Origin of the sequence: Erwinia sp. STN24 (genome assembly GCF_041320675.1) — a bacterium.
GTDB lineage: Bacteria > Pseudomonadota > Gammaproteobacteria > Enterobacterales > Enterobacteriaceae > Erwinia > Erwinia aeris.
The window spans coordinates 1,293,477-1,308,417 of sequence record NZ_JBGGPM010000001.1 but is presented as its reverse complement, the minus strand read 5'-3'; the positions used below and the strand labels follow the sequence as shown (position 1 = coordinate 1,308,417).

At 58.5% G+C, this 14,941-nt stretch carries 17 protein-coding genes; 9 read left to right on the top strand and 8 right to left on the bottom strand.

Annotated features, from left to right (window positions below):
* Positions 1 to 17 precede the first annotated feature (17 nt).
* Entirely contained in the window at positions 18 to 779 is a 762-nt protein-coding gene (gene cutC, locus ACA373_RS06350; RefSeq protein ID WP_253460691.1) for a copper homeostasis protein CutC, read from the top strand.
* 157 nt (positions 780 to 936) lie between these two features.
* On the top strand, positions 937 to 1,779 hold the full coding sequence (locus ACA373_RS06345) for a hypothetical protein (protein WP_301252223.1): 843 nt from the start codon (positions 937 to 939) through the stop codon (positions 1,777 to 1,779).
* A 20-nt stretch (positions 1,780 to 1,799) separates the two neighbouring features.
* On the opposite strand, the gene ACA373_RS06340 is transcribed toward ACA373_RS06345, so the two are convergent.
* Positions 1,800 to 2,897, bottom strand: coding sequence for a glycerol dehydrogenase (locus ACA373_RS06340; RefSeq protein WP_301252222.1), 1,098 nt, complete (start codon positions 2,895 to 2,897; stop codon positions 1,800 to 1,802).
* A gap of 152 nt (positions 2,898 to 3,049) precedes the next feature.
* Between ACA373_RS06340 and ACA373_RS06335 the strand changes: the two genes are divergently transcribed.
* The gene (locus ACA373_RS06335; protein WP_370734228.1) at positions 3,050 to 3,667 is read left to right on the top strand and encodes a LysE family translocator; all 618 of its coding nucleotides are present in this window, start codon (positions 3,050 to 3,052) and stop codon (positions 3,665 to 3,667) included.
* A 260-nt stretch (positions 3,668 to 3,927) separates the two neighbouring features.
* Here ACA373_RS06335 and cmoB read toward each other — a convergent pair whose 3' ends face one another.
* The 5 genes from cmoB to ACA373_RS06310 all read right to left on the bottom strand — a co-directional run bounded on the left by cmoB (position 3,928) and on the right by ACA373_RS06310 (position 7,633).
* The gene (cmoB, locus tag ACA373_RS06330) at positions 3,928 to 4,896 is read right to left on the bottom strand and encodes a tRNA 5-methoxyuridine(34)/uridine 5-oxyacetic acid(34) synthase CmoB (protein ID WP_253461296.1); all 969 of its coding nucleotides are present in this window, start codon (positions 4,894 to 4,896) and stop codon (positions 3,928 to 3,930) included.
* Positions 4,893 to 5,633, bottom strand: coding sequence for a carboxy-S-adenosyl-L-methionine synthase CmoA (gene cmoA / locus ACA373_RS06325; RefSeq protein WP_125287922.1), 741 nt, complete (start codon positions 5,631 to 5,633; stop codon positions 4,893 to 4,895). Before cmoA ends, cmoB begins: the two co-directional genes overlap by 4 nt.
* Before the next feature lie 73 nt (positions 5,634 to 5,706).
* Entirely contained in the window at positions 5,707 to 6,102 is a 396-nt protein-coding gene (locus ACA373_RS06320) for an MAPEG family protein (protein ID WP_253460703.1), read from the bottom strand.
* Positions 6,103 to 6,187: 85 nt separating this feature from the next.
* Positions 6,188 to 7,012, bottom strand: coding sequence for a DUF72 domain-containing protein (locus ACA373_RS06315; RefSeq protein ID WP_301252219.1), 825 nt, complete (start codon positions 7,010 to 7,012; stop codon positions 6,188 to 6,190).
* A gap of 57 nt (positions 7,013 to 7,069) precedes the next feature.
* Complete coding sequence (locus tag ACA373_RS06310) at positions 7,070 to 7,633, bottom strand: hydrolase (RefSeq protein WP_301252217.1); 564 nt, start codon at positions 7,631 to 7,633, stop codon at positions 7,070 to 7,072.
* Positions 7,634 to 7,900: 267 nt separating this feature from the next.
* Here ACA373_RS06310 and aspS point away from each other — a divergent pair, with 267 nt between their 5' ends.
* The 6 genes from aspS (at position 7,901) to ruvB (ending at position 13,300) form a co-directional block, all read left to right on the top strand.
* Complete coding sequence (gene aspS / locus ACA373_RS06305) at positions 7,901 to 9,679, top strand: aspartate--tRNA ligase (protein WP_370734227.1); 1,779 nt, start codon at positions 7,901 to 7,903, stop codon at positions 9,677 to 9,679.
* Between the two features lies 1 nt (position 9,680).
* Positions 9,681 to 10,115: a dihydroneopterin triphosphate diphosphatase gene (gene nudB / locus ACA373_RS06300; protein ID WP_253460715.1), complete on the top strand. Its 435-nt coding sequence runs from the start codon at positions 9,681 to 9,683 to the stop codon at positions 10,113 to 10,115.
* A 178-nt stretch (positions 10,116 to 10,293) separates the two neighbouring features.
* Positions 10,294 to 11,037, top strand: a complete 744-nt coding sequence (locus tag ACA373_RS06295) for a YebC/PmpR family DNA-binding transcriptional regulator (protein WP_125287916.1) — start codon at positions 10,294 to 10,296, stop codon at positions 11,035 to 11,037.
* Positions 11,038 to 11,071: 34 nt separating this feature from the next.
* Positions 11,072 to 11,596 carry a crossover junction endodeoxyribonuclease RuvC gene (ruvC, locus tag ACA373_RS06290; RefSeq protein WP_253460721.1) on the top strand — a complete coding sequence of 175 codons (525 nt, stop codon included), beginning with the start codon at positions 11,072 to 11,074 and terminating at the stop codon, positions 11,594 to 11,596.
* 73 nt (positions 11,597 to 11,669) lie between these two features.
* Entirely contained in the window at positions 11,670 to 12,287 is a 618-nt protein-coding gene (gene ruvA / locus ACA373_RS06285; protein WP_125287914.1) for a Holliday junction branch migration protein RuvA, read from the top strand.
* Between the two features lie 8 nt (positions 12,288 to 12,295).
* Positions 12,296 to 13,300, top strand: coding sequence for a Holliday junction branch migration DNA helicase RuvB (ruvB, locus tag ACA373_RS06280; RefSeq protein WP_125287913.1), 1,005 nt, complete (start codon positions 12,296 to 12,298; stop codon positions 13,298 to 13,300).
* Positions 13,301 to 13,354: 54 nt separating this feature from the next.
* On the opposite strand, the gene znuB is transcribed toward ruvB, so the two are convergent.
* Positions 13,355 to 14,140, bottom strand: a complete 786-nt coding sequence (gene znuB / locus ACA373_RS06275; protein WP_301729442.1) for a zinc ABC transporter permease subunit ZnuB — start codon at positions 14,138 to 14,140, stop codon at positions 13,355 to 13,357.
* Entirely contained in the window at positions 14,137 to 14,889 is a 753-nt protein-coding gene (gene znuC / locus ACA373_RS06270; RefSeq protein ID WP_253460726.1) for a zinc ABC transporter ATP-binding protein ZnuC, read from the bottom strand. The genes znuB and znuC overlap by 4 nt, the downstream gene beginning before the upstream one ends.
* Between the last annotated feature and the right edge of the window lie 52 nt (positions 14,890 to 14,941).

Genomic DNA, 14,941 nt, shown 5'->3' with positions numbered 1-14,941 from the left:
ATTAACAGGAGAATGAAATGTTAAAACTGGAAGTATGCTGCTATGGGATTGATTGCGCGCTGGCCGCGCAAACCGCTGGCGCCGATCGGGTGGAGCTTTGCGCTGCGCCTTCGGAAGGCGGATTAACGCCTTCGGCTGGCAGCCTGTTGCAGGCTCGCGAAACCGTGTCCATACCCGTTCATCCCCTGGTGCGTCCGCGCGGCGGTGATTTCTGCTTCAGTGACAACGAGTTTCGTCAGATTAAAGACGATGTCGCCTGGATCCGCGAGCTTGGTTTTCCGGGCGTGGTGGTCGGCATACTGGATGTGGACGGGCATATTGATATCGCCAGGATGAAGCAGGTCATGGCGCTTTGCGCAGGCATGGAGGTGACCTTTCACCGCGCTTTCGATCTCTGTCACAACCCGCTGACGGCGCTGCGGCAGCTTACCGACCTGGGCGTGGCGCGCATCCTGACTTCCGGCCAGCAACAAAGCGCCGAAAGCGGTTTACCTTTATTAAGGGAACTTAATCAGCTTACCCAGGGTCCAATCATTATGGCCGGCGCTGGCGTCCGCATGAGCAACCTGCATAAGTTTGTGGAAGCCGGATTGCGTGAGCTACACAGCTCCGCCAGCCAGCGAATCGCCTCTGCAATGCGCTACCGTAAAGCCGGTGTTTCCATGACTTCCGTCGCGGAAACGGACGAGTTCAGCCGCGCCTGCGTTGACGGCGATATGGTGGAAGCCATGAAAGCCTCGCTCTCGCTCTCGTTTGGCTCGTCGGCAAGCGTAGCCTGACCCCGATTTTGCCGCACAGCACGCCAGGTTAACGACGTGATGTTTGCAAGTACCAGGCCTCATCATTTTGGTGAGGCTTTTTTTCTGCCGCAGAACCGAAATTCCTCTTACACTGAACACATCTCTGGCTGCTGCGAGTTCACTGATGAAAGTCATAATGACCGCCAACGTTTTTCTGCTGCCGCTCATGCTACTGGCGGGCGCGGCACAGGGCGCAGATACCTGTCCCGCCAACGCCGCACGGGTTAACGACAGCAACAGCCTGCTGCTGCTGGGCGGTACCGCGAAAGGGCCGATAAAACAGGTTGTAATGGGCGAGTTTGGTAAGGATGTCGACCAGCAAAAACGCATTCTCGGTGAGTTCGATCGCTGTGGCGCGCTGCTGCGGGCGGATATCAGCTTTGACAAGAACGAAGGTAACGTCGCGCTCAGAATGGTGCAAAGCGTCACGCGCGTCGCCACCGGCTGGCAGGCCGACTACGTTCTGTCGGTCTTCGTGCTGCAAAAGGGCAAGCTGGTGGAAGTCAGCAATAAACAGGGAACCGTCAACTATCTGACCGGTAAAACGGGCACCATTACCAGCTCGTCCGAGGCGTTTCTGTTGCAGGGCAAAAAGGGCTTTACGGAAACCACTAACAGCTACGACAGCCGTCAGCGGCTGATAAAAAGCGTGGCGAGAGGATCGGACGCGCAGGCCAACGGCGAGTTTCACTATAGCTGGAATGCGGAAAATCTGCTGATCGCCAGCCGTTCGGGCAACAGCGAAATGCAGTGGAGCTATGACGATAAAAAGCGGGAAAAGGGGCTACTGATGCAAACGCATAACCCCGATAGCGAGCTGACCACGCAGGATGAATGCCAGCTGTGGGACGAGCGGGGCAACTGCACGCTAAGCTACTCGCATGAGAGAGAAGTCTTTGCGCACGGTGAAGTGCTGCGCAATATCAGCGCGGCCTATCGCTTTGAATACTGGGATAAAGCGGAAGGCGCGGACAAATAAGCGGCCCGCGCCAAACGCTGTTATTTCACGGTCTGGCTGAAAGCGTCTACTGCCAGGATAGCGCTGGCGATATCCTGCGCGCTAAGGTTAGGGTTAAGGTTCTTCAGCGTATCGCCTTCGCTGTTAGCCAGTTCGCCCACTTTCAGCAGGTTCTCCCAGCTTTCGTTTTCCAGATGCATCTCTTTTAGCGTGGTCGGCATTTTTATCGCGCGATAAAAGCGGACATAGCGTGCAATCTCTTCATCGGGCCGCTGCTCCAGCACCATTTGCGTCAGCGTGCCGTAGGCGACCTTTTCACCGTGCGTCAGATGGTGGATGTCGCCGTCGATAGCGGTAAAGCCGTTATGGATAGCGTGCGCGCCCGCTAAACCTGCGTTTTCAAAGCCCAGGCCGGAAAGCAGCGTATTGGCTTCCACTACCGCCTCTACGGCTGGCGTAACCACTTTTTTCTCTACCGCCTGATAAGCGCTGTATCCCCAGGTCAGCAACGTTTTTTCGCAGGCTTCGGCAATCGCCATACCTGCAATCGTCGGATCGCCATCCACCATCGATTTGCTGTGCGAACGTTTGACCGCCTGCGCTTCGACAAAAGTCGCCAGACCATCAGCGATGCCGGAAGCGAACAGCCTGACCGGCGCCTGGGCGCAGACCTGCGTATCCACCAGCACCAGATCCGGGTTTTTGTTATAGAAGCGGTAGCTTTCGAATACGCCGCTGTCGGAGTAGATCACGGAAAGCGCGCTGCACGGCGCATCCGTCGAGGCGATAGTCGGTACAATCACCACCGGCCGCTTCAGCTCGTCGGCCACTGCTTTAACCGTATCCAACGTTTTGCCGCCGCCTACGCCGATCACCAGCTGCGCATCGGCCTCTTTCGCCAGCGCCGTAAGGCGAGCGATCTCATTGCCGGAAGCCTCACCGTTGAACTGCTGATAATGAAACTCGACGTTGCGCTGCTGCAAAGCATCCTGCACCGTCTTGCCCGTCAGTTTCCAGACGATTTCATCCGCCACCACAAAAGCTTTATTGCCCAGTTCCGCTACGTAGTCGCCCAGCTGAGCCATGACGCCAGCGCCCTGAACGTACTTGCGCGGTGAAGAGAATACGAACTTACTCATGGGAACTCCTTTTGGTGAAATAAAAGTCGTACAGGTTCAACCGTAGACCTTTTAACGCAAAAAGGGGGATGGAAATGTGACATAACGAAAATTGGTAGTAGGCAATCAGCCGCGTAATCGCTAAACTTTTTTTCCTTTCCAGGGAAATCAGTATGACCTCGTTATTAACCTTTCTGTTCGCCATTACGCTGCTGACCATGACGCCGGGTTTCGATACGGCATTGATCCTGCGTACGTCCGCCGCCAGCGGCTGGAAAAAAGCGCTGGCGACCAGCATGGGCGTCAATGCCGGCTGTATGACGTGGGGCACTGCGGTGGGCGTGGGGCTTGGCGCACTGCTTCTGGCATCGGAAGTGGCCTATAACATTTTAAGGCTGGCGGGCGCGGCGTATCTGCTATGGCTCGGCGTGGGGCTGCTGTTAAAACCGCGCAGCGCCTTCCAGGAGGCTCTGCCGCAGGCTAAGCAGGACGGCTATCGCCGCGTATTTATGCGTGGTTTTTTAGGCAATTTGCTTAACCCTAAGGTCGGCATCTTCTACGTCTCGTTTTTGCCGCAATTTATTCCTGCTGGTGGCTCGGTGGCGCTCTGGAGTATCGGCATGGCCTTTACCCACGTGGTCGTCGGCACGTTGTGGAACGGGATGCTGATCGCCTGCACGCATTACTTTGCGGAAAAGCTGCGTAAGCCGGCGGTGATAAAAATCATGGATCGCCTGACCGGCTGCGTCTTTATCGGCTTTGCCGCAAAGCTGGCGCTGGCGAAGCGTTAAGACCTGCCGGGGAAGGGGGAAAGCACGGATAATGAACGCACTTTTCGCGCGTCCCTGCGCGAAAATGGTCGTCCGGCTTTATTTACTACAGCGAGGCTAAAACCAGCAGCCACCCGCGCCGGACGAACTAAGGCTGGCTATCAGTCAGGCCGCTTATGCCCGAAGCTTGCGCACCGCGTCAGCCGCACGGGTAGCTAAAGCTGGCAGTTATGAGCCACGAGTAAAGCTAAGGCTTTACGCCCACGGCGACGCCGGTCGTGCTAAGGCTTGCGCGCCACCAGTACGGCACGCAGCGGCGCCGGATAGCCTTCGACGGTTTTGCTGCTGTCGTTGGGATCCAAAAACTCCGCCAGCGATTCGCTGGTCATCCAGTCGGTGCGGCGCTGCTCTTCCGTCGACGTCACGGAATAGTCCGCGATCTTCACATCAACAAAGCCGCATTTCTCCAGCCAGTTTTTCAGCGCGCCGGTAGAGGGAATAAAATAGACGTTGCGCATCTGCGCATAGCGTTCGCCCGGCACCAGCACCGCGTGCTCGTCGCCTTCGACCACCAGGGTTTCCAGCACCAGCTCGCCGCCGCTGACCAGCTGGTTCTTCAGCTGATAAAGGTGATCCAGCGGCGAGCGGCGATGATAGAGCACGCCCATCGAAAAAACCGTATCAAACGCTTTCAGCTCCGGCAGCTGCTCGATGCCGAGCGGCAGCACGTGCGCGCGCTGATCGTTGCCCAGCAGCTTGCGCACGGCCTCGAACTGGCAGATAAACAGCTGCATCGGATCGATGCCCACCACCAGATTTGCGCCCGCACCAACCATGCGCCACATGTGATAGCCGCTGCCGCAGCCGACGTCCAGCACGGTTCGGCCCGCCAGCGGGGAAATATGCGGCAGCACGCGGTCCCATTTCCAGTCGGAGCGCCATTCGGTATTAATATGCACGCCATACAGCGAGTAGGGGCCTTTGCGCCACGGCATCAGATTACGCAGCAGGCTTTCGATACCGCCGCGCTGGCGCTCGCTGAGCTGGCTGCTGTCGGCGGTGACACCGTGCAGCAGATCCAACGTTTCCGGCACGATGGTCGGCAGATGCTCAACCGAGCGATCCCAGTTTTTAAAATGCCCGTGCAGCTGTTCGCGCTGCCAGGCGGCAATCTGTGCAGGCAGCGTTTCCAGCCAGTGCGACAGCGGGCTTTTGGCGATCAGCTGATAAAAATTACCGAAATCCATCAGTCCGTCCCAGCCTTAAGCGCAATTAACGAGCCAAAATTAAAGCACTGGAACCAGAGTTCGGCATGCTCAAAACCGGCCAGGCGCAGGCGCTCTTTGTGCGTTTCCACGCTGTCGGTCAGCATAACGTTTTCCAGCATACTGCGCTTCTGGCTGATCTCCAGTTCGCTGTAGCCGTTAGCCCGCTTGAAGTCATGATGCATATTGAACAGCAGTTCGCCCACGCTGGCGTCGGCGAAGCTGAATTTTTCGGAAAGCACCAGTGCGCCGCCGGGACGCAGGCCTTGCCAGATGGTATTCAGCAGGCTCTGCCGCTCGGCAGGCTCTAAAAACTGCAGCGTAAAGTTCAGCACCACCAGCGAGGCGTTTTCAATCGGAACGGCGCGAATATCGGCCTCAATCACCTCGACCGGCGTGTCGGCGCGGAAAGCGTCAATATGGCGACGGCAGCGCTCCACCATCGCGGGCGAGTTATCAACGGAGATAATTTTGCAGCCTTCGGCTTTGATATTGCGGCGCACCGAAAGGGTGGCGGCGCCCAGCGAGCAGCCCAGATCGTAAACCTGGCTGTGCGGCTGTACAAAACGCTCGGCCAGCATCCCGATCATCGAAATAATATTGGAATAGCCAGGCACGGAGCGCTGGATCATATCGGGAAAAACTTCGGCCACGCGCTCGTCAAACGTCCAGTCGCCCAGTTTGGCAATCGGCGCGGAGAACAGCGTATCGCGGTTAGACATAGTGGTAAGTCCGGAACAAAAACGGAAAGGGCGTATTCTGGCAGAAAGCGGCGCGGGCTGCACCTTTTCCGCCTCAGCCCAGTGTGAAAACCAAATCCCAGGGCAGAAAAACAAGGTTAAGCACGATCATGCCCAGCAGCGATGCCAGCGTCAGGATCATACCGTTTTTCCGCCACAGCAGCGTGCTGGTGCGCATACCGTAGCTGTGCAGCGCGCGGCCCAGGAAAAAGAAGAGGCCGGTCAGGTGCAGCATCCACATTTCCGCGCCGTTCATTTCCATAATCACCAGCAGCAGCAGGGCGAGCGGAATATACTCTACGGCGTTGCCGTGAATACGAATGGCGGTCTGCAATTCATAAAAGCCGCCGTCGCCGTGCGCCACGTGATACTGGCGACGCAGCCGCACTACGTCAAAAGAAAACTTGATAATAAACAGTGCTCCCAGCACTACATACAGCGCGCTGACCATCCTTACTCCACCCGGTCGAAAATTTCTGGCGCCATCATAGCGGTGAAAAGAGCAGCTGTCAGCATATGTGCAGCGTCGCCCGGGATCAGAACAGACTGTCCTGCTGCGGCCAGTCCGGCGGCTCGCCGATATCGGGCACCGCCTGGCGCAACGCCCCCCACAGGCTCTGCACCATCGCCGGCGCAAAGGCCACGTCAGGCGTATGAATAAACAGCCACGGCTGGCCCTGTTCGCACCACTGCGGCAGCTTGTTTTGCCAGGCTGCAAACCATTTCAGGTTGGCGCTTACCTCGTCGCCGCCGATAAAACGGATCATTGGCTGGTCGGCTGTCATCACCGCATGCACCGGCAGGTGCGGTTTTTTGCGCTGCGCGTCAATAATGGCCGGATTGCTGGGTATGGCGGAATGGACGCCGCGCGTATCCAGGATCACCCGATTCACGCCGCGCTGATGCAGCCCCGCGTTCAGGGCTTTTTCAGCCTCGCCCTTGGCAAAAAATTCCGGATGACGCACTTCCACGCCGTAGCTGAAGCTTTTCGGCAGGCCGTCAAGAAAGGCCCAAAGCGCCGGGAGATCCGCCGGCGAAAACGCGGAGGGCAATTGCAGCCAGTACTGACCGATGCGGGAGGCGAGCGGCGTCAGCAGGCTGAAAAATTCGGCGGTCAGATCGCCGCTGTCGCGCAGCGCGGCCTTGTGGCTGATGGTGGCAGGAAACTTAAAGCAGAAGCGGAAATCGTCATGGGTCATATCGTACCAGCGCTGGACGATCTCAGGGCGCGGCAGCGCGTAGAGCGTTGTATTGCCTTCCACACAGTTAAAATAACGCGCGTAGTCGGCAAGGGTTTCCATGCCCAACTTTTTCCATTGCGGATGCTGCCACTGCGGCAGACCCAGATAAAAAGGTTTCATCGCTCCTCTCTTATCATGCCGACGATAACGATCGCTTCCCTGCGATCGCGGGGAAAATTACAGCGCGGCCATAATCTCGTCTGAGGTGCGTACACGACCCAGACGGGGGAAAATATGCTTAAAGCTGCCGTTGTGCTCTTCGCTGCTGCCCGCGCTACAGATATCTTCCGCGACGATCAGGTTAAAGCCCAGCTCCCAGGCGTTACGGGCGGTAGATTCCACGCCGATATTGGTCGAGATGCCGCCCAGCACAATAGTATCAATACCGCGACGACGCAGCTGCAGCTCCAGATCGGTGCCGTAAAACGCGCCCCACTGATGTTTGATCACTTCAATATCGCTGTCCTGTTTGCCCAGGGCTGTCGGCCAGTCCCACCAGTTTTCCGGCAGCGGGCCGCCGTGGCTGTTATCAACTACCTGCTTCGGCGCGTCGCCGAAATCTTTCGCCCAGCCCACGCGCACCAGCACGACGGGCGCATTGACGGCGCGGAATTTATCGGCCAGCTTTGCCGAACGGGCCACCACGTCTTCTGCCTTATAAGGGCCGCCAGCGAAAGGCAGAATGCCTTCCTGCAAATCGATCAGCACCAGCGCGGTGGTTGCAGCGTTTAATTCCAACATACTTGCTCCGGGTGTTTGGGGAAAACCGTTGAGAATACAGGCAGTCAGCCTTAATGCGCGATAACAACAATGTCAGAGACGCGGGAAATTTGTTAGCTTTTGTGAGGCGCAGGCTAATTGTAGCGACTTTCGGCATAGCTTGCAGGAAGCGACTCTTATCGCGCCGGGCTTTTTCCATTATAATAGCCGCCTTTTTCGCGGCGGCATCGCCCCGAACAGATAACTAAAGATGCTGCCCGCGAGCGGCGAAGTTAAAAGGATAGCGTTATGCGTACCGAGTATTGCGGACAGATCAACCTGTCTCACGTAGGCCAACAGGTGACACTTTGCGGATGGGTTAACCGCCGCCGCGATCTGGGCAGCCTGATCTTCATCGATATGCGCGACCGTGAAGGCATCGTGCAGGTCTTTTTCGATCCCGATCGCCAGGAAGCCTTTCAGCTGGCCTCTGAACTGCGTAACGAGTTCTGTATCCAGCTGACCGGCACCGTGCGTGCGCGTGACGAAAAAAACAAAAACAGCGAGATGGCGACGGGCGAAGTAGAAGTGTTCGCCACCGATCTGACCATTATCAACCGCGCCGAGCCGCTGCCGCTGGATCCCAATCAGACCAACAGCGAAGAAGCGCGCCTGAAATATCGCTATCTGGATCTGCGTCGTCCGGATATGGCGCAGCGCCTGAAGGCCCGCGCGAAAATCACCAGCTTCGTGCGCCGCTTTATGGACGACAACGGCTTTCTGGATATCGAAACGCCGATGCTGACCAAAGCCACGCCGGAAGGCGCGCGCGACTATCTGGTGCCGAGCCGCGTGCACAAAGGCAAATTCTATGCGCTGCCGCAGTCGCCTCAGCTGTTCAAGCAGCTGCTGATGATGTCCGGCTTCGACCGCTACTATCAGATCGTCAAATGCTTCCGCGATGAAGATCTGCGCGCCGACCGCCAGCCTGAATTTACCCAGATCGACGTCGAAACCTCCTTTATGACCGCGCCACAGGTGCGGGAAATCATGGAGAAAATGGTGCGCGAGCTGTGGCAGGACGTGAAAGGCGTCGAACTGGGCGATTTCCCGATGATGACCTTCGCCGAAGCAATGCGCCGTTACGGTTCCGACAAGCCGGATCTGCGTAACCCGATGGAGCTGGTGGACGTGGCCGATCTGCTGAAAGATGTAGAGTTCAAGGTCTTCTCCGGCCCGGCCAACAATGCCAAAGGCCGCGTCGCCGCGCTGCGCGTGCCGGGCGGTGCTCAGCTCAGCCGCAAGCAGATTGATGAATACGGCAAGTTTGTCGAAATCTACGGCGCGAAAGGCCTGGCGTGGATGAAAGTCAACGAACGCGCCAAAGGTCTGGAAGGCGTCAGCAGCCCGGTCGCCAAGTTCCTGAACGCGGACATCGTGGAAGCGATCCTGAGCCGTACCGAGGCCGCTGACGGCGACGCGATCTTCTTTGGCGCGGACAGCGAGAAAATCGTGGCCGACGCGCTGGGCGCGCTGCGCCTGAAGCTGGGTCGCGACCTGGATATTACCAACGGCAACGCCTGGGCGCCGCTGTGGGTCGTTGACTTCCCAATGTTTGAAGACGACGGCGAAGGCGGGCTGACTGCGATGCACCATCCGTTCACCGCGCCGCGCGACATGACACCAATCGATCTGAAAAACGCGCCGGAAACGGCGATCGCCAACGCCTATGACATGGTGATCAACGGCTACGAAGTGGGCGGCGGCTCGGTGCGTATTCACCGTGGCGACATGCAGCAGACGGTATTCGGCATTCTGGGCATCACCGAGCAGGAGCAGCGTGAGAAGTTCGGCTTCCTGCTGGATGCGCTGAAGTTCGGTACGCCGCCGCACGCTGGTTTAGCCTTTGGTCTGGATCGCCTGGTTATGCTGTTAACCGGCACCGACAACATCCGCGACGTTATCGCCTTCCCGAAAACCACGGCGGCGGCCTGCCTGATGACCGAAGCGCCAAGCTTCGCCAATCCGGCTTCGCTGACGGAGCTGGGGATCCAGGTGATAAAAAAGGATAAGCCTGAGAGCAACTAAGATGGCTTTCAAGCGGCCCGTATCGGTTCTGGTGGTGATCTTCGCCCGCGATACCGGGCGGGTGCTGATGCTGCAACGGCGCGACGATCCGGATTTCTGGCAATCCGTTACCGGCAGTCAGGAAGAGGGCGAAAGCCTGGCGGAAACCGCGCGGCGGGAAGTGCTGGAAGAAACAGGGATTGATATCAACGCCGGGCAGCTCACATTAGTGGACTGCCGGCGTCGGATAGAATTCGAAATCTTTGCGCATTTTCGCCACCGCTACGCGCCGGAGGTCACGCATAACAGCGAACACTGGTTTTATCTGGCGCTGCCTGCCGAACAGCCGGTCACGCTAAGCGAGCATCTGGCCTGGCGCTGGATGGCGGCCGCAGAAGGTGCGGCGCTGTGCAAGTCCTGGAGCAACCGCCAGGCCATTGAAGAATTTGTAGTTTAGCTCCCTGGCTTCTGGCTAATGGCCGGGTAAAGGGATGGAATTAGTTAAATGTTCAGGCTTTTATCGGCGCGGTGAGTTTGTTCGCTGCCGGCATGCGTCCGTGAGGACTGCGGACACTGCCAGCGGACAACATCACGCGCAGGATAGCCTGTCCGATCTATATCTGGAGAAAGAGTTAATGGCTGGTCACAGTAAATGGGCTAACACCAAGCACCGTAAAGCGGCTCAGGATGCCAAACGCGGTAAAATTTTCACCAAAATTATCCGCGAGCTGGTTACGGCAGCTAAGCTGGGCGGCGGCGATCCGGGTTCTAACCCGCGCCTGCGCGCGGCAATGGATAAGGCGCTGTCCAACAACATGACGCGCGATACCATGAACCGTGCTATCGCGCGCGGCGTGGGCGGCGAAGACGACAGCAACATGGAAACCATCATCTATGAAGGCTATGGTCCTGGCGGCACGGCGGTGATGGTGGAATGCCTGAGCGACAACCGCAACCGTACCGTTTCCGAAGTGCGTCACGCCTTCACCAAAACCGGCGGCAACCTGGGCACCGACGGCTCCGTGGCCTATCTGTTTACCCGCAAAGGCGTGATCTCTTTCGCTCCGGGTCTGGAAGAAGACGCCCTGATGGATGCCGCGCTGGAAGCGGGTGCGGACGACGTGGTGACCTATGACGACGGCGCGATGGATGTCTTTACCGCGTGGGAATCGCTGGGCGAAGTGAAAGACGCGCTGGCCGCAGCGGGCCTGACTGCCGACAGCGCCGAAGTCACCATGATCCCTTCCACCAAAGCGGATATGGATGCGGAAACGGCGCCGAAGCTGCTGCGCCTGATCGATATGCTGGAAGATTGCGACGACGTGCAGGAAGTTTACCATAACGGCGAGATCTCCGACGAGGTCGCGGCAACGCTGTAATGGCGCACTTCACGCAACGGCCGGGAGAGGCGTAATGGCGATCATTTTAGGTATCGATCCCGGCTCGCGGATAACCGGCTACGGTATTATCCGTCAGGTAGGTCGCCAGTTGACCTACCTGGGCAGCGGCTGCATCCGCACCAATTCGACCGATCTGCCGTCCCGCCTGAAGCTGATTTATGCGGGCGTCAGCGAGATCATTACCCAGTTTCAGCCGGAATACTTCGCCATTGAGCAGGTCTTTATGGCGAAAAACGCCGATTCGGCGCTGAAGCTGGGCCAGGCTCGCGGCGCGGCCATCGTGGCGGCGGTCAATCACGATCTGCCGGTGTTCGAATACGCGGCGCGTCAGGTCAAGCAAACCGTGGTCGGCATCGGCAGCGCAGAGAAAAGCCAGGTGCAGCATATGGTGAAAACGCTGCTGAAGCTCTCCGCCAGCCCGCAGGCGGATGCGGCAGATGCGCTGGCTATCGCCATCACCCACTGCCATCTCAGCCAGAATATTAACCGGCTGGGCGAAGGCAAACTCAACCTGGCGCGCGGTCGCCTGCGTTCCTGATAAGCTGGATATCTATCCAGCTTTTTTTATGATATAAATCCCCGCATTAACACATTTCTGAAGGAAGCTTACGGTGATAGGTCGTCTGAGAGGCAAGATTCTGGAAAAACAGCCGCCGCTGGTGCTGTTGGAAGTCGGCGGCGTGGGTTATGAAGTGCATATGCCGATGACCTGTTTTTATGAGCTTCCCGAGCTGGATCACGAAGCAACGCTGTTCACCCACTTTGTGGTGCGCGAGGACGCGCAGCTGCTGTTCGGTTTCAACAGCCGTCAGGAGAGAGCGCTGTTTCGCGAGCTGATCAAGGTTAACGGCGTTGGGCCAAAGCTGGCGCTGGCGATCCTGTCCGGCATGTCGGCGCAGCAGTTTGTTACGGCCGTAGAGCGCGAAGAGATCGCCTCGCTGGTGAAGCTGCCGGGCGTGGGCAAAAAGACCGCCGAGCGTCTGGTGGTCGAAATGAAAGACCGCTTTAAAGGGATGCATGGCGACCTGTTTGCCGCCGATGCGCCTTTCGCGCTGACCAGCGAAGTGCAGGCGCCTGCCGCAGGCAACAGCGCGGAAGAGGAAGCCGTTGCCGCACTGGTGTCGCTGGGGTATAAACCTCAGGAAGCCAGCCGGATGATCGGCAAAGTCGGCCGCCCGGATGCAGATTGTGAAACGCTGATCCGTGAAGCCCTGCGCGCAGCTATTTGAGGTAAAGCATGATTGAAGCCGATCGCCTGGTATCGCCGGGAACCTTCAGCGAAGAAGAAGTCATTGATCGCGCCATCCGGCCGAAGCTGCTGGAAGAGTATGTCGGCCAGCCGGTAGTGCGCGAGCAGATGGAGATCTTTATCCAGGCCGCCAAAATGCGCGGCGACGCGCTGGATCATCTGCTGGTCTTCGGCCCGCCGGGGCTGGGGAAAACCACGCTGGCCGGGATCGTCGCCAACGAGCTGGGCGTCAACCTGCGCACCACCTCCGGGCCGGTGCTGGAGAAAGCGGGCGACCTGGCCGCCATGCTGACCAACCTTGAACCGCACGACGTGCTCTTTATCGATGAGATCCATCGTCTTTCGCCGGTGGTGGAAGAGGTGCTTTATCCGGCGATGGAAGACTATCAGCTGGATATTATGATCGGTGAAGGTCCGGCCGCGCGCTCCATCAAACTGGATCTGCCGCCGTTTACCCTGATTGGCGCGACGACGCGGGCCGGCTCGCTAACGTCGCCGCTGCGTGACCGTTTCGGTATCGTGCAGCGTCTGGAGTTTTATCAGGTGAAAGACCTTCAGCATATCGTCGGCCGCAGCGCCAGCTGTCTGGGCCTGCCGCTGAGCGAAGAGGGCGCGCTGGAAATCGCCCGCCGCTCGCGCGGCACGCCGCGTATCGCCAACCGGCTGCTGCGCCGCGTCAGGGATTTCTCCGAGGTCAAAGCGCAGGGCAGCCTGAGCGGCGATGTGGCCGCCAGAGCGCTGGATATGCTGAACGTGGACACGGAAGGCTTTGATTACATGGACCGCAAGCTGCTGCTGGCGATCATCGATAAGTTTACCGGCGGCCCGGTCGGGCTGGACAACCTGGCGGCGGCGATCGGCGAAGAGCGCGAAACCATTGAGGACGTGCTGGAGCCTTATCTGATCCAGCAGGGCTTTATTCAGCGCACGCCGCGCGGCCGGATGGCGACGCAGCATGCCTATAAGCACTTCGGCATCACGCGGGAAGAGTAAGCCATAAAAAAACCGGTCAGCGACGACCGGTTTTTTCTTTCCCTGACGGACGTTTCAGACCGCCGGTTTTTTTACCATGCTGAGCATAAACATCAGCGACGCGCCCAGCACCACCGACGGCCCGGCCGGCGTATCGTAAAAGGCGGAGAAGGTCAGGCCGGCAGTCACCGCCAGAATCCCCACCAGCACCGCGACCCCAGCCATCTGCTCTGGCGAGCGCGCAAACCGTCGTGCCGTTGCGGCAGGAATGATCAGCAGCGAGGTGATAATCAGTGCCCCAACGAACTTCATCGCCACGCCGATGGTTAGCGCCGTTACCAGCATCAACACCATCTTAGTCCGCTGAATATTGACGCCGTCTACCTGCGCCAGCTCCGGGCTGATGGTCATGGAAAGCAGCGAGCGCCAGTTAGCCGCCAGCACCGCCAGCACCACGACCACGCCAGCGGCGATGGTATAAAGATCGGTCGGCGTTACGGCCAGCAGATCGCCGAACAGATAGGCCATCAGATCCACACGCACGCCGGACATCAGGCTGACCACCACCAGGCCCAGCGACAGCGCGCTGTGCGCCATAATGCCCAGCAGCGTATCGATAGCCAGATGCGGCCGACGCTCCAGCCAGACCAGCAGCAGCGCCAGCAGCAGCGTAACGGCGATCACCGCATAAAACGGGCTGACGTTCAGCAACAGTCCAAAAGCCACGCCAAGCAGTGAAGCGTGCGCCAGCGTATCGCCAAAATAGGACATGCGGCGCCAGACCACAAACGAGCCGAGCGGGCCAGCCGCCAGCGCCAGAAAGAAACCCGCCAGCCAGCCGGGCAGCAACAGTTCAATCACTTGGTTTGTCCTCTGCGTAAAACGATACGTCCCTGAAGGTCGTGACGATGGTTATGCTGATGGCGATAGATAGCCAGCTGCTCGGCGCCGCGCGGGCCAAACATAGAGATAAATTCCGGATGCTGAGAGACCGCCTCCGGCGTACCGGAACAGCAGATATGCTGATTCAGGCACAGCACCTCGTCGGTCTTTGCCATTACCAGATGCAAATCATGGGAAACCATCAGCACGCCACAGTTCAGCTCGCGCCGTAGCTGATCGATCAGATCGTAAAGCGCCACCTGGCCGTTCACGTCAACGCCCTGCGTCGGCTCGTCCAGCACCAGCAGCTGCGGCTGGTTGAGCAGGGCGCGGGCCAGCAGCACGCGCTGCATTTCCCCGCCGGAGAGCTTTTGCAGCGGCGCGTCCACCAGCTGTGCGGCCTGCACCCTTTTCAGCGCGGGCAGGATATCGCCGCGCTTGACGCCGCCGCGCAGCAGCATAAAGCGCTCGACGGTCAGCGGCAGCGTAGCGTCCAGATGAATTTTTTGCGGCACGTAGCCAATACGCAGCTGTTCGTGGCGCACCACGCTGCCTCGCGTTGGCGAAATCAGTCCCAGTACCACGCGCACCAGCGTAGACTTACCGGCACCGTTAGGCCCGAGCAGCGTTAATATTTTGCCCGGCTCCAGCGTCAGCGAAACGTTAGAAAGCACGGCGCGCTGACCAAAGCTGACGGAAATTTTTTCAAGGCTAATCAGTGAGGTCATAGTGATTACGGGTTGCAGAAGTTATCGAATGTTATAATATCACAATTCTTCG

What these genes read in the sequence shown, in the direction of transcription:
- cmoA (WP_125287922.1), bottom strand. Translation starts at nt 5,633, where the DNA reads ATGTCTAACCGCGATACGCTGTTCTCCGCGCCGATTGCCAAACTGGGC.
- cutC (WP_253460691.1), top strand. Translation starts at nt 18, where the DNA reads ATGTTAAAACTGGAAGTATGCTGCTATGGGATTGATTGCGCGCTGGCC.
- ruvB (WP_125287913.1), top strand. Translation starts at nt 12,296, where the DNA reads ATGATTGAAGCCGATCGCCTGGTATCGCCGGGAACCTTCAGCGAAGAA.
- ACA373_RS06310 (WP_301252217.1), bottom strand. Translation starts at nt 7,633, where the DNA reads ATGTTGGAATTAAACGCTGCAACCACCGCGCTGGTGCTGATCGATTTG.
- ruvC (WP_253460721.1), top strand. Translation starts at nt 11,072, where the DNA reads ATGGCGATCATTTTAGGTATCGATCCCGGCTCGCGGATAACCGGCTAC.
- ACA373_RS06315 (WP_301252219.1), bottom strand. Translation starts at nt 7,012, where the DNA reads ATGAAACCTTTTTATCTGGGTCTGCCGCAGTGGCAGCATCCGCAATGG.
- ACA373_RS06295 (WP_125287916.1), top strand. Translation starts at nt 10,294, where the DNA reads ATGGCTGGTCACAGTAAATGGGCTAACACCAAGCACCGTAAAGCGGCT.
- ACA373_RS06340 (WP_301252222.1), bottom strand. Translation starts at nt 2,897, where the DNA reads ATGAGTAAGTTCGTATTCTCTTCACCGCGCAAGTACGTTCAGGGCGCT.
- znuC (WP_253460726.1), bottom strand. Translation starts at nt 14,889, where the DNA reads ATGACCTCACTGATTAGCCTTGAAAAAATTTCCGTCAGCTTTGGTCAG.
- ACA373_RS06320 (WP_253460703.1), bottom strand. Translation starts at nt 6,102, where the DNA reads ATGGTCAGCGCGCTGTATGTAGTGCTGGGAGCACTGTTTATTATCAAG.
- nudB (WP_253460715.1), top strand. Translation starts at nt 9,681, where the DNA reads ATGGCTTTCAAGCGGCCCGTATCGGTTCTGGTGGTGATCTTCGCCCGC.
- aspS (WP_370734227.1), top strand. Translation starts at nt 7,901, where the DNA reads ATGCGTACCGAGTATTGCGGACAGATCAACCTGTCTCACGTAGGCCAA.
- ACA373_RS06345 (WP_301252223.1), top strand. Translation starts at nt 937, where the DNA reads ATGACCGCCAACGTTTTTCTGCTGCCGCTCATGCTACTGGCGGGCGCG.
- ACA373_RS06335 (WP_370734228.1), top strand. Translation starts at nt 3,050, where the DNA reads ATGACCTCGTTATTAACCTTTCTGTTCGCCATTACGCTGCTGACCATG.